The sequence below is a fragment of the Lachnotalea glycerini genome (genome assembly GCF_003201285.1).
Classification (GTDB): Bacteria; Bacillota; Clostridia; order Lachnospirales; family Lachnospiraceae; genus Lachnotalea; species Lachnotalea glycerini.
The window spans coordinates 171,903-184,488 of sequence record NZ_QICS01000001.1; the positions used below are offsets into that span (position 1 = coordinate 171,903).

Consider the following 12,586-nt stretch of genomic DNA (forward strand, 5'->3'; position numbering starts at 1 on the left):
TGAAAAATGCCAAATATAGCTCTATTGGATCAAAATACAATTGATAAAATAGCAGCGGGAGAAGTCATAGAAAGGCCATCTTCCGTTGTTAAGGAATTAGTGGAAAATGCGATAGATGCAAATGCAACTGCGATTACGGTAGAAATAAAGGAAGGTGGAATTAGCTTTATCCGAATTACTGATAATGGTTGTGGAATTCCAAGGGAGGAAGCAGCACTTGCTTTTTTAAGACATTCAACCAGTAAAATTAAGCGTGTAGAGGATTTACTTTGTGTGGCTTCTTTGGGGTTTCGTGGTGAGGCGCTTTCAAGTATAGCTGCGGTTTCACAGGTAGAATTGATTACAAAGACAAAGGAAAGCTTAATGGGAATTCGATATATTATCGAAGGTGGAGCAGAAAAAGAACTAGAAGATATTGGAGCACCAGAGGGAACCACTTTTTTGGTTCGAAAGCTCTTTTATAACACTCCGGCCAGAAGAAAATTTTTGAAATCAGCGGTTACGGAAGCTTCTTATATTAATGATTTGGTTGAAAGACTGGCGCTATCACATCCTGATATTTCCTTTAAATTCATTAATAATAATCAAACCAAAATACATACATCAGGTAATACCAACTTAAAAGACATTATTTATAATGTATATGGCAGAGAGATCGCAGGTAATCTAATTGAACTTAATACCGAAATGGAAGGTGTAAAAATTACTGGATTTATTGGTAAACCTGTAATTTCAAGAGGAAATCGTAATTACGAAAACTATTATGTAAATGCAAGATACGTAAAGAGCAATCTTATATCAAAAGCAATTGAAGAAGGTTATAAAACCTTTATGATGCAGCATAAATATCCCTTTACCGCACTTCATTTTACAATCGATGGTGATTTACTAGATGTCAATGTTCATCCAACTAAAATGGAGCTGAGATTTAGCAATCAAGAAGAAATCTATCAATTTATTTTCCTCACCATTTCGGAGGGATTAACAAGACGTGAACTGATTCCCAAGGTTAGCCTTAGCAATGATGAAAATTCAAATGAAACTGTAAAACTTACGTCAGCACCCGAACCATTTGAAAAAAACAGACTTGGTTATAAAAATGATAATAAAAATGAAAATATAAATATAAATGTAAATAGGAACGAAAGTAAACAGGAATACAAAAATTTACAAAAAACGGTTATAGAAGCCTCTCATAAGCCCTTATCTAAAATAGATATGATGTTTAAAGAGGCAGCTAGCCCATATCCGGATACGAAAACTGATTTTATCCAAAATGCAAACCTAGATGTCAATAAAGAATTAATATCAACTAATAATGAAGAGGGAACAGAAAGAATCATAAGAGCAGATATTGAAGCTGGTGAGCCAATCGCTTCAAAAGCGGTTCAGCTTGATTTATTTGAAGATAAGCTGTTAACCAAGGAAGCAAAATATGAGCATAAAATGATTGGGCAAGTATTTGATACCTATTGGATTGTACAATATCATGATAAAATGTATTTAATTGACCAACATGCGGCTCATGAAAAGGTTTTATATGAGCGGATGGTTAAATCCTTAAAGAGCAAGGAGCATACATCTCAATTAATCAGTCCGCCAATCATATTGACTCTCTCTATGCAGGAAGAGGAGTTGGTGAAAAAGTACATGGACAGCTTTACAAGAATCGGCTTTGAAATTGAGTCATTTGGTGGTAAGGAATATTCTGTAAGAGCCGTTCCCGGAAATTTATTTTCCATTGCCCATAAGGATTTGCTGATTGAAATGATAGACAGTCTGAGTGAGAATTTGACCGTATCTAATCCTGATATGATAGATGAAAAACTTGCTTCGATGTCTTGTAAAGCAGCCGTAAAGGGGAATAATAAATTATCTGTCTTAGAAGCTACAGCATTAATAGATGAATTATTAACCTTGGATAATCCATATAACTGTCCACATGGACGTCCAACTATTATATCAATGACTAAATCAGAATTAGAAAAAAAATTTAAACGTATTGTGTAGGTGATTATTTGAAAAGACCACTCATTATATTAACAGGACCTACAGCAGTAGGCAAAACAGAGCTTTCTATATCCCTTGCAAAGGCAGTGAATGGAGAAATTATCTCTGCTGACTCTATGCAGGTGTATAAATACATGGATATTGGCTCTGCTAAAGTAACAAAGGAAGAAATGGATGGTGTAAAGCACTATCTGATTGATGAATTGGAGCCGGATGAAGAATTCAATGTGGTAAAATTTCAACAGTATGCCAAACGGTATATGAAAGAAATTTACGATAAGGGAAAGATTCCTATTCTCGTAGGAGGTACAGGCTTTTATATTCAGGCAATCCTTTATGACATTGATTTTACAGACACCATGGAAGACAGTGCGTACCGAAGAGAACTTGAGGCGTTGTCATTAGAAAAAGGAGCAATATATATTCATAATATGCTTAGGGAAGTAGATGAAGCATCTGCTTGTCAGATTCATTATAATAATATAAAAAGAGTAATCAGAGCTTTGGAATATTACAAGCAAACAGGTCAATGCATATCAAAACACAATGAGGAGCAAAGAACAAAAGAGTCACCCTATCAGTTCGCATATTTTGTTCTAAATGATGACAGGTTAGTTTTATATGACCGAATAAACACACGAATTGATCAAATGCTTTCTAATGGGCTGATTCAAGAAGTACAGACATTAAAGGAAAAGGGTTATACAAAGGATATGGTTTCCATGCAAGGACTCGGTTATAAGGAAATATTAAGCTATCTTGATGAGGAGCTTTCTTTTGAGGAGGCAATTTACATTCTGAAAAGAGATACCAGACATTTTGCTAAAAGACAACTTACTTGGTTTAAAAGAGAGTCGGATGTAATTTGGCTTAATCTGCCAGAGTTTGCATATAATAAGGAATTGGTTCTGACCCAGATGCGAAACCTTATTCAAGAGAAAAATATAATTAAATAATTAGGAAGGAATGCGGTGCTTTTACCAGCATCAACACCGTAATGATAGAAAATGAATTTAGAAATCAATAAAATGTATCAAAATTTAGGAATAGATGAAGAGGTTTATACCTTTGGCGAAGAGATCGTACAAACGTTAAAGGAACGTTTTGCTGCAATTGATGAAACAGTTGAATACAATCAGCTAAAGGTAATCAGTGCAATGCAAAAAAATAAGGTAAGTGATATACATTTTGCCGCCACAACAGGCTATGGCTATAATGATTTGGGAAGGGATACCCTAGAGGAAGTGTACGCCAGTGTTTTTCACACGGAAGCGGCACTTGTAAGACCACAGCTAATATGCGGTACACATGCACTCAATGTTGCTCTTTCTTCAAATCTAAGACCAGGTGATGAATTATTATCACCTGTGGGAAAGCCGTATGATACATTAGAAGAGGTAATTGGAATCAGAGAATCCAAAGGCTCTTTAAAAGAATATGGAGTTACATATCGACAGGTAGATTTATTAGAGGATGGTTCCTTTGATTATGAGAATATAAAAAAAGCAATCAATTCCAAAACAAAGCTGATAACCATACAACGCTCAAAGGGCTATCAAACCAGACCAACGTTATCAGTTAAACAAATTGGAGAATTGATTGCTTTTGTTAAGGGAATAAAACCTAATGTTATTTGTATGGTTGATAATTGCTATGGAGAATTTGTTGAAAGAATAGAACCGACAGACGTAGGTGCTGATATGGCTGTTGGTTCCTTAATCAAAAATCCAGGAGGTGGACTTGCCCCAATTGGTGGATATATTGTAGGTACAAAGGAATGTGTTGAAAATGCAGCATACCGTCTTTCATCACCCGGACTAGGGAAGGAAGTCGGAGCGACTCTTGGTGTTACACAGTCTTTTTTTCAAGGCTTGTTTTTAGCACCAACGGTGGTGGGCGGAGCATTAAAGGGCGCCATCTTTGCTGCAAATATCTATCAAAAATTAGGCTTTGTTGTTGTTCCTGATAGTACACAAAGCCGTCATGATATTATACAAGCGGTTACCTTTGGATCAGCAAAGGGAGTTATTGAGTTTTGCAAAGGAATACAGGCAGCCGCACCAGTTGACAGCCATGTTGTACCAGAACCATGGGCTATGCCAGGTTATGACAGTGATGTTATTATGGCAGCGGGAGCATTTATACAAGGTTCCTCTATTGAATTAAGTGCAGACGGACCTATCAAACCACCGTATGCTGTTTACTTCCAAGGTGGACTTACTTGGCAACATGCCAAGATGGGTATTATGATGTCATTACAGAAGTTAAAGGATGCAGGAATAGTGAAACTATAAATTTTTGTATACAAGAAAAACGATTTATGATAAAATGAATTTGTTTGTTATGGTTATTAATAAGTTTACATAATACTATTACGTAAACTACTTGCTAAAATGTATGGAGGTTTATATGAGTTTTAGTAGAAATAAGAACTCTTGGGCATTGTTTTTACTAATTCTGACTGGAATTGTTCTAGGCGGATTTATCGGGACGCTGGGTGAGGGAACTTCTTATCTGAGTTGGTTGAATTATGGACAGAGCTTCGGTTTAGAAAATCCAATTATTTTAAATTTAGGGATTCTGGTTATTACTTTCGGATTGAATATTAAAATAACAATGGCAAGTATTATTGGGGTAATAGTTGCTATTATCATATATTTTACATTATAATGATAGTTATAGTTTTGGAGAGATGTTAAAAAGGAGTATCTATGTATAAACATCTTGAAGAGAGTACAAGCTTGACAATGAAGCAAATGCCTAAATCAGAGCAGCCTTATGAAAAATTTTTAGAATCTGGTGCAGAATCATTATCAGATGCAGAATTATTGGCAATTATAATAAGGACTGGGACAAAAAATGAAAGATCAATTGATTTAGCGAGAAAGGTTCTTAATATATCAAATACACAAGACAATTTGCTTGCTGTTACTAAATTATCGCTAAAGGAATTACAGCGTATAAAAGGAATAGGACAGGTAAAGGCAGTTCAGATTAAGTGCATAGCTGAACTTTCCAGAAGAATTTCGAAAACGAATGCAAAAAGCAAACTTTGCATGAATAATCCGCACACAATAGCAGATTATTATATGGAAGATTTACGATTTGTAAATCAGGAAGTTACACTACTTATTATGGTTGATACCAAAAACCAATTTCTTAATGATAAAGTTATTTCAAAAGGAACGGTAAATTCCTCACTGATATCACCGAGAGAAATATTCCTTGAATCCCTGAATAATCAAGCTGTTCATATTATTTTAATACATAATCATCCAAGCGGAGATCCAACTCCAAGCAAGGAAGATGTTTTAGCAACAAGAAGAATTAAGGAAGCTGGTGAATTAATAGGAATCATGCTTTTGGATCATATTATTATAGGTGATAGAAAATTTGTCAGTCTGAAAGAACTGGGAATATTATAAAAATATTTTTAACAAAATAAGTGCAAAATATCTAATAAATACAAAACGAAGAAATAAGAAGGGGGTCAATGATTTGGCTAGCAATATTTTTGGTATCGATTTAGGTACAAGTAACATTAAAATATATAATGAAGATGAGGATACAATATTAAATGAAAAAAATATTATTGCTATTTTAAATAAAAATGTATTCTTTGCGGTAGGTGATGAGGCTTTTGAAATGTATGAGAAAGCACCTGCCAATATTAAAGTTACTTATCCAATGAGTAACGGAGTAATTGCTGATATTAAGAATATGCAATTAATTCTTAAAAAAATGCTTGAGAAAGCAGCTAAGAGTAATCTTAAAAATGGAGATTACTATATCGCAGTACCTACTGATATAACAGAAGTAGAAAAAAGAGCTTTTTATGATCTGGTTGAAAATGCAAATGTAAAGGCGAAGCGGGTTTACATTACCGAAAAAGCAATTGTAGATGCATTGGGACTTGGAATTGATGTGACCAGTTCACAAGGTATTATGATTGTAAATATAGGAGCTGATACAACTGAAATATCAATTGTTTCATTAGGTGGAATTGTAGTGAGCAGATTAATTAAAATTGGTGGTAATAAATTTGATGAAGCAATTATTAATTACATTAAGAGAAATTTCAATTTTATCATAGGTGATAAAACAGCAGAAGTTATTAAGAAAGAATTGGCAAATGCATTAGCTCCTGATGAATCCAGCGCTGGAGTTTATGGAAGGGATATTGTAACAGGACTTCCTTCAGAGCTTGCAATCAGTTCAAAAGTAATATACGAATCAATCAGTGAACCGCTTCATAGCATTGTGGATGCGGTGAAGGTGATTTTGGAGAGAACGCCGCCAGAACTTGGTGCGGATATTATAAGAGCAGGCATTTATTTAACCGGAGGTTCATCTAATATACAGGGCTTAGATAAAATGTTTCATAAAGAAACAGGGCTTAAGGTTAATATCTGTGATAAGCCTGCAGAAAGTGTAGCGAGAGGTTTTAGCAAAATGATTAATGAAGCGGAATATAGAAAACTTGCATACACAACGAAAAATTTAAACAATGTAAGATAATCAGAGGTATATTATGAAAAGAAAAGCAAGATTTTCATTACCAAGTAAATACCTTTTACTAATTGTTACCTTTTTTTGTGTAGCCATGATTTTTATTACGTTTACTACTGATTTAGCTACAGGGCCGTTTAAAGTGATATCAGGTTATGTTTTTATACCAATACAAAATGGCATCAATTATATTGGTACAAGCCTTACCGGTAAAGCAGAACAGCTACAAAACCTTCAGGATTTAATGGATAAAAACATTAAGCTTCAGGCTATGGTTGACGAATTAACAATAGAAAACAGTGCCTTACAGCAGGATAAATATGAATTGGCCCGGTTAAGAGAACTGTATAAACTTGATGAGACATATCCAAGCTATAATAAGGTAGCAGCTCGAATTATAGGAAAAGATCCCGGTAATTGGTTTAGTACATTTACAATAGACAAAGGTTCTAATGAAGGATTTAAGGTAGATAACAATGTAATTGCGGGTAGTGGGCTGGTTGGTATTATTACAGAGGTAGGTCCTAACTGGTCAACGGTCAGGGCAATCATTGATGATTCCAGTAATGTGAGTGCTATGATATTATCTACATCTGACCGGTGTATTATTACTGGTGATTTAAAACTAATGAGTCAGGGCATGATTCAATTTAGCCAATTAAATGACCAGGATAATTTAGTGAATGTTGGCGACAAGGTCGTAACTTCTAATATTAGTGATAAATATTTACAAGGTATATTAATTGGATATATAAGTGAAAAAACTACCGATGCAAATAATCTTACAAGCTCTGGATATGTTACTCCGGTTGTGGATTTTGAGCATTTACAAGAGGTATTGGTAATTACAGATTTAAAAGAATAAGCAATGAAAGGCGGGGGATAAATGAATAGAAAAATAGTAGTGACTCTGCTCGTGATTGTGTGTTTTTGTTTTCAATGCACCTTATTTAAAGCATTATCTATGGCATATATAACTCCTAATTTACTGATAGTTGTTACTTCATCGTTTGGATTTATGAGAGGTAAAAAAGAAGGATTGATAATCGGATTTTTTTGTGGATTTCTAATCGACATATTTTATGGAGATGTATTAGGTTTTTATGCTTTAATTTATATGTACATTGGATATGTAAATGGATTTTTTAATAAACTCTTTTATGATGAAGATATTAAACTACCAATAGTCCTTATTACTATAAGCGATTTGATATATGGATTAATCATTTATGTATTTTTATTTTTACTTCGATCAAGATTTGATTTTGGATATTATTTTGTTCATATTATTTTGCCAGAAGTTGTTTATACGGTTGTAGTAACAATTGTATTATACAGAATCATTAGGGCAATCAACCGCAAACTAGAATCACATGAAAAAAGGAGTGCAAGCAAGTTTGTTTAAAAATATAAAGGAAATTTTAAAGAGTATAGTTTCTTCCAGATTATTTATATTAACAATTGTTTTTGGTATTATGTTTGCAGTTCTGATTCAAAGAATTTTTCAATTACAAATTGTAAATGGTAATACATATTTGGAGAATTTTACTTTAAAAATAAAGAAAGAGAAAACTATTCCAAGTACGCGTGGTAAAATTTATGACCGAAATGGTGAGGTTCTGGCTTATAATGAATTAGCATATGCGGTCACGATTGAGGATAACGGTAACTATTCATCTACGAAAGAAAAAAACAAAGCTTTAAATGATATCATTTATCAATTAATCAATATTATTGAAGCAAATGGAGACGATATTATTAATGATTTTAATATCGTAATGGATGGTTCTGGAAATTATTCGTATACAGTTTCAGATACTCAACTATTAAGATTTCTTGCTGATATTTATGGTAAGGCGAATGTAGAGGATATAGGAGAGAATGCAGATAATTCTGCAAGCGAGGTGATAGAATACCTTCGAGGTGAAAAAAAATATGACATCGGTGATAATTATACAAACGAGGAAGCACTTAAGATTATTACAATTCGCTTTGCAATGTCCGCTAATAGCTATCAGAAATATTTGGCAACAACAGTAGCTACCGATGTAAGCGATGAAACGGTAGCTGTGGTAATGGAGAATGAAGATGTATTACAAGGGGTCAGTATAGAGGAAGGATCAATTCGAAGATATGTGGATAGTGAGTACTTTGCACATATTATTGGATATACTGGAAAAGCTTCGCAAGAGGAACTGGACTCTCTTAAAAAAGAAAATGACAGCTATAAGCAAACGGATGTGGTTGGTAAATCAGGTATTGAAAAATATATGGAAACGCAGCTGCAAGGTACAAAAGGAACTGAACAGGTATATGTAGATAACCTTGGAAAGGTGATTGAAACGGATTCTAAAACAGAACCGATTGCAGGTAATAATGTACAGCTTACTATAGATAAAGATTTACAAGAAGCAGTTTATAAAATTATTGAGCAAAAATTGGCAGGTATTCTGGTTTCCAAAATACAAAATATCAAAGAATATGTTCCAACCTCCAATGCTTCTGCAAGTGATATCATCATTCCGATTGATGATGTTTATTTTGCATTAATTGACAATAATGTAATTGATATTAATCATTTCTCCAATGAAAATGCAAGTGCTACGGAAAGTGCAGTTTATTCAAAATATGAAAATAAAAAAGCATCTGTTATTGCAAGTATAGCGGAGCAATTAACTGGCAGCAATTCACAAGCTTACAAAAATTTAAGCGACGAAATGAAGGTATACGTATCTTATCTTGTAACCTTTTTAACGGATAATGGTATTATGCTCAAGAGTTCAATTGACACAGATGACGATACTTACAAGGCTTGGAAAAATGAAACAATCAGCTTAAAGGATTATCTATCCTATGCAATATCTAAAAACTGGATTGATATTACTAAAATAGATGTTGAAAAACGATATGCGGATACAAATGAAATCTTTAATTCTTTGATAGCTTATGTAGAGAAAAGCTTAACCAGTAATGCTGAATTTGATAAAAAACTATATAAATACATGATTAAAGAAAATATATTATCAGGTCAGGAAATATGTCTCATGCTTTTTGATCAGGGAATATTAAAGGCAGAAGATACAACAACACCAAGTTTAGCTATTTCGGCAGCAGGTGGAGCTTACAAATTTATAGTCAGTAAAATTGAGGATCTGGAAATTACACCAGCCCAATTAGCTTTATGGCCATGCTCCGGCTCCTGTGTTGTAACGGATGTAAATACAGGTGAAGTGCTTGCGTGCGTTACGTATCCTAGCTACGATAACAATAAATTCGCGAACAGTATTGATGCAGATTACTATAATAAATTATTAAATGATAAATCCTATCCTTTATTAAATCGTGCAACACAGCAAAAAACGGCACCGGGTTCAACCTTTAAAATGGTGACTGCAACAGCAGGCTTAGAAGAGGGCGTGATCAGTACGACGGAACAGATTGATGATTTAGGTGTATTTACGAAAGTGGAACAACCTCCAAAAGCGCCCAAATGTTGGAAATATACATCATCTCATATGACGCATGGAAAGATTAATGTTTCAGAAGCATTAAGAGATTCCTGCAACTATTTCTTCTATGAAGTAGGCTGGCGGCTTAGTTTAACTTCGTCTGATCAGTATTCTAGTCAGACAGGGCTTGATAAGTTAAGAGAATATGCAACTAAATATGGTTTATCAGAAACAAGTGGTATTGAAATAACTGAATCAGAACCACAGATTACGGATGAAGATTCTATTCGTTCATCCATCGGACAAGGTACAAATAACTTTACCAACGTACAGCTTTCAAAATATGTTACAACGGTTGCAAATAGCGGAACTTGTTATAATTTGACACTTTTGGATAAACTTATAGATTCTAACGGAAATGTTATTGAAGATTATCAGCCAACAGTATATAATACTTTAGATGATATAAAATCATCAACTTGGACTTCAATTCATGAAGGTATGCGAATGGTGGTTGAAAATTTAGGTGCTTTTAAAGGTATAGAGCTTCCGGTTGCAGGTAAAACGGGTACGGCTCAAGAGGTTACAACAAAGCCCAATCATGCACTATTTGTTTCTTATGCACCTTATGATAATCCAGAAGTGGCTATCACTGTTCAGATACCAAACGGTTATTCTTCAACAAGTGCTGCCGAAGTAGGGAGAGATGTAGTAAAATATTATTTTAATCTTACTGATGATTCTGAAGTGATAACAGGAAAAGCAGAGGAATTGGATTCGTATGTTGCAGGAGATTAGATACTCTGGTAAAGGAGGAAATATGAAATGAGTAATAACTCGGTAGTTATTAAGAGTAATAAATATGGCATTGTAGTAAGACTGGATGAAACTACTCCATATGATGAGTTATTAGTAGAAATTGCAAATAAGTTTAAAGAATCCGAGAAATTCTTTAAGGATGCAAAAATGGTTCTATCCTTTGAAGGTAGAAAACTTACAGAAGATGAAGAACGAGATATTTTAGATGTTATATCAGAAAATTCTAAAATTCATATAGTTTGTATCATTGATGAAGATGAAAAGCGTGAGCAAAGATTCAGAAAAACATTAGAAGAAAAGTTAAATGAAATTAATTCCCGTGATGGACAGTTTTACAAAGGAACTTTGCGTTCAGGACAAATTTTAGAAGCAGAGACAAGCCTAGTTATTTTAGGTGATGTCAATCCTGGAGCCAAGGTCATTTCGAAGGGTAATGTTATTATACTTGGAGCTTTAAAAGGTAATGTGTATGCTGGTGCCACCGGCAATCCATCTTCCTTTGTAGTAGCACTTGAGATGAATCCGGTTCAAATCCGAATTGGAGATGTTATTGCAAGAAGTTCAGATGAAACAAGAAAAAATATAGGTAATGAACCTAAGATATCATATGTGGAGGATGGTAATATTTATATCGAACCAATCTCAAAATCAGTACTAAATGATATAAATTTATAACAAAACCTTATAAAATTTGGAGGGAAACATAGTATGAGTGAAGTAATCGTAGTAACATCGGGAAAGGGTGGCGTTGGTAAAACTACAACATCAGCAAATGTGGGTACAGGACTTGCTAAATTAGATAAAAAGGTGGTTCTGATTGATACTGATATAGGATTAAGAAATCTTGATGTTGTAATGGGCTTAGAGAATCGCATTGTTTATAATTTAGTAGATGTAGTAGAAGGAAATTGTAGAATTAAGCAGGCGTTAATTAAAGATAAGAGATATTCCAATCTCTATTTATTACCTTCCGCTCAGACAAGAGATAAAACTTCCGTTACTCCTGAACAAATGAAAAAGCTTACTGATGAATTAAAAGAAGAGTTTGATTACATAATTCTTGATTGTCCAGCAGGTATTGAGCAGGGCTTTAAGAATGCAATTGCAGGTGCAGACAGAGCATTAATTGTTACAACACCGGAAGTATCTGCAATTCGAGATGCCGATCGTATTATTGGGCTGTTAGAAGCAAATAATATGGATAAAATTGATTTGATTGTTAATCGTTTAAGAATGGATATGGTAAAACGAGGAGATATGATGTCAATTGATGATGTTGTTGATATATTAGCTATTAATCTAATTGGTGCCGTTCCAGATGACGAAGCAATTGTAATATCTACCAATCAAGGTGAACCTCTTGTAGGCTCTGACACATTAGCAGGAAAGGCATATATGAATATATGTCATAGAGTAATCGGAGAGGAAGTTCCTTTAATGGATTTAAAAGCAGAAAATGGCTTTTTTGCAAAAATAGCAAGTTTGTTTAAGAAAAACTAAAGGAGGCAGTTAGTATGAACATTATGGATTTTTTCCGGAAGAAAAATTCAAGCGATGTTGCGAAAGATCGTTTAAAGCTAGTGTTAGTTTCAGATAGAGCTAATTGCTCACCTGAAGTTATGGAAATGATAAAAAATGATATTATTAAGGTCATTTCCAAATATTTAGAAGTGGATGCCGAGGGTTTGGATATTCAAATAACACAAACTGATATTGATGGAGCCAAAGGTGTTCCGGCTTTATATGCTAATATACCTATTAAAAAGTTGAAACAGACTTCTGAGTAAGATAAACTGGAG

Annotated in this window: 12 protein-coding genes; all 12 read left to right on the forward strand. The window is 34.0% G+C overall.

All coding sequences use genetic code 11. The annotated features are described in order from the left end of the window. Positions 1 to 6 precede the first annotated feature (6 nt). Entirely contained in the window at positions 7 to 2,010 is a 2,004-nt protein-coding gene (mutL, locus tag C8E03_RS00770) for a DNA mismatch repair endonuclease MutL (RefSeq protein WP_110290006.1), read from the forward strand. A gap of 8 nt (positions 2,011 to 2,018) precedes the next feature. Beyond that, positions 2,019 to 2,966, forward strand: coding sequence for a tRNA (adenosine(37)-N6)-dimethylallyltransferase MiaA (gene miaA / locus C8E03_RS00775; RefSeq protein ID WP_110290007.1), 948 nt, complete (start codon positions 2,019 to 2,021; stop codon positions 2,964 to 2,966). 51 nt (positions 2,967 to 3,017) lie between these two features. Further along, the gene (locus C8E03_RS00780) at positions 3,018 to 4,304 is read left to right on the forward strand and encodes a methionine gamma-lyase family protein (protein ID WP_110290008.1); all 1,287 of its coding nucleotides are present in this window, start codon (positions 3,018 to 3,020) and stop codon (positions 4,302 to 4,304) included. Positions 4,305 to 4,419: 115 nt separating this feature from the next. Further along, positions 4,420 to 4,680: a DUF4321 domain-containing protein gene (locus C8E03_RS00785; RefSeq protein ID WP_094379970.1), complete on the forward strand. Its 261-nt coding sequence runs from the start codon at positions 4,420 to 4,422 to the stop codon at positions 4,678 to 4,680. A 41-nt stretch (positions 4,681 to 4,721) separates the two neighbouring features. Continuing rightward, on the forward strand, positions 4,722 to 5,435 hold the full coding sequence (radC, locus tag C8E03_RS00790) for a RadC family protein (RefSeq protein ID WP_110290009.1): 714 nt from the start codon (positions 4,722 to 4,724) through the stop codon (positions 5,433 to 5,435). Between the two features lie 73 nt (positions 5,436 to 5,508). Next, positions 5,509 to 6,528 (forward strand): rod shape-determining protein, encoded by a 1,020-nt coding sequence (locus C8E03_RS00795; protein WP_094379974.1) that lies wholly within the window; start codon positions 5,509 to 5,511, stop codon positions 6,526 to 6,528. Between the two features lie 13 nt (positions 6,529 to 6,541). Further along, positions 6,542 to 7,384, forward strand: coding sequence for a rod shape-determining protein MreC (gene mreC / locus C8E03_RS00800; protein ID WP_094379976.1), 843 nt, complete (start codon positions 6,542 to 6,544; stop codon positions 7,382 to 7,384). Between the two features lie 21 nt (positions 7,385 to 7,405). Next, entirely contained in the window at positions 7,406 to 7,924 is a 519-nt protein-coding gene (mreD, locus tag C8E03_RS00805) for a rod shape-determining protein MreD (RefSeq protein WP_094379978.1), read from the forward strand. Continuing rightward, entirely contained in the window at positions 7,917 to 10,766 is a 2,850-nt protein-coding gene (locus C8E03_RS00810; protein ID WP_110290010.1) for a penicillin-binding transpeptidase domain-containing protein, read from the forward strand. The genes mreD and C8E03_RS00810 overlap by 8 nt, the downstream gene beginning before the upstream one ends. 27 nt (positions 10,767 to 10,793) lie before the next feature. Then, complete coding sequence (gene minC / locus C8E03_RS00815) at positions 10,794 to 11,462, forward strand: septum site-determining protein MinC (RefSeq protein WP_094379981.1); 669 nt, start codon at positions 10,794 to 10,796, stop codon at positions 11,460 to 11,462. Between the two features lie 33 nt (positions 11,463 to 11,495). Next, positions 11,496 to 12,287, forward strand: coding sequence for a septum site-determining protein MinD (gene minD / locus C8E03_RS00820; RefSeq protein ID WP_094379983.1), 792 nt, complete (start codon positions 11,496 to 11,498; stop codon positions 12,285 to 12,287). Between the two features lie 14 nt (positions 12,288 to 12,301). After that, positions 12,302 to 12,574 (forward strand): cell division topological specificity factor MinE, encoded by a 273-nt coding sequence (gene minE, locus C8E03_RS00825; protein WP_094379985.1) that lies wholly within the window; start codon positions 12,302 to 12,304, stop codon positions 12,572 to 12,574. Positions 12,575 to 12,586: the final 12 nt, after the last annotated feature.

What these genes read in the sequence shown, in the direction of transcription:
- mreD (WP_094379978.1), top strand. Translation starts at nt 7,406, where the DNA reads ATGAATAGAAAAATAGTAGTGACTCTGCTCGTGATTGTGTGTTTTTGT.
- minE (WP_094379985.1), top strand. Translation starts at nt 12,302, where the DNA reads ATGAACATTATGGATTTTTTCCGGAAGAAAAATTCAAGCGATGTTGCG.
- C8E03_RS00785 (WP_094379970.1), top strand. Translation starts at nt 4,420, where the DNA reads ATGAGTTTTAGTAGAAATAAGAACTCTTGGGCATTGTTTTTACTAATT.
- minC (WP_094379981.1), top strand. Translation starts at nt 10,794, where the DNA reads ATGAGTAATAACTCGGTAGTTATTAAGAGTAATAAATATGGCATTGTA.
- mutL (WP_110290006.1), top strand. Translation starts at nt 7, where the DNA reads ATGCCAAATATAGCTCTATTGGATCAAAATACAATTGATAAAATAGCA.
- minD (WP_094379983.1), top strand. Translation starts at nt 11,496, where the DNA reads ATGAGTGAAGTAATCGTAGTAACATCGGGAAAGGGTGGCGTTGGTAAA.
- C8E03_RS00780 (WP_110290008.1), top strand. Translation starts at nt 3,018, where the DNA reads ATGAATTTAGAAATCAATAAAATGTATCAAAATTTAGGAATAGATGAA.
- mreC (WP_094379976.1), top strand. Translation starts at nt 6,542, where the DNA reads ATGAAAAGAAAAGCAAGATTTTCATTACCAAGTAAATACCTTTTACTA.
- radC (WP_110290009.1), top strand. Translation starts at nt 4,722, where the DNA reads ATGTATAAACATCTTGAAGAGAGTACAAGCTTGACAATGAAGCAAATG.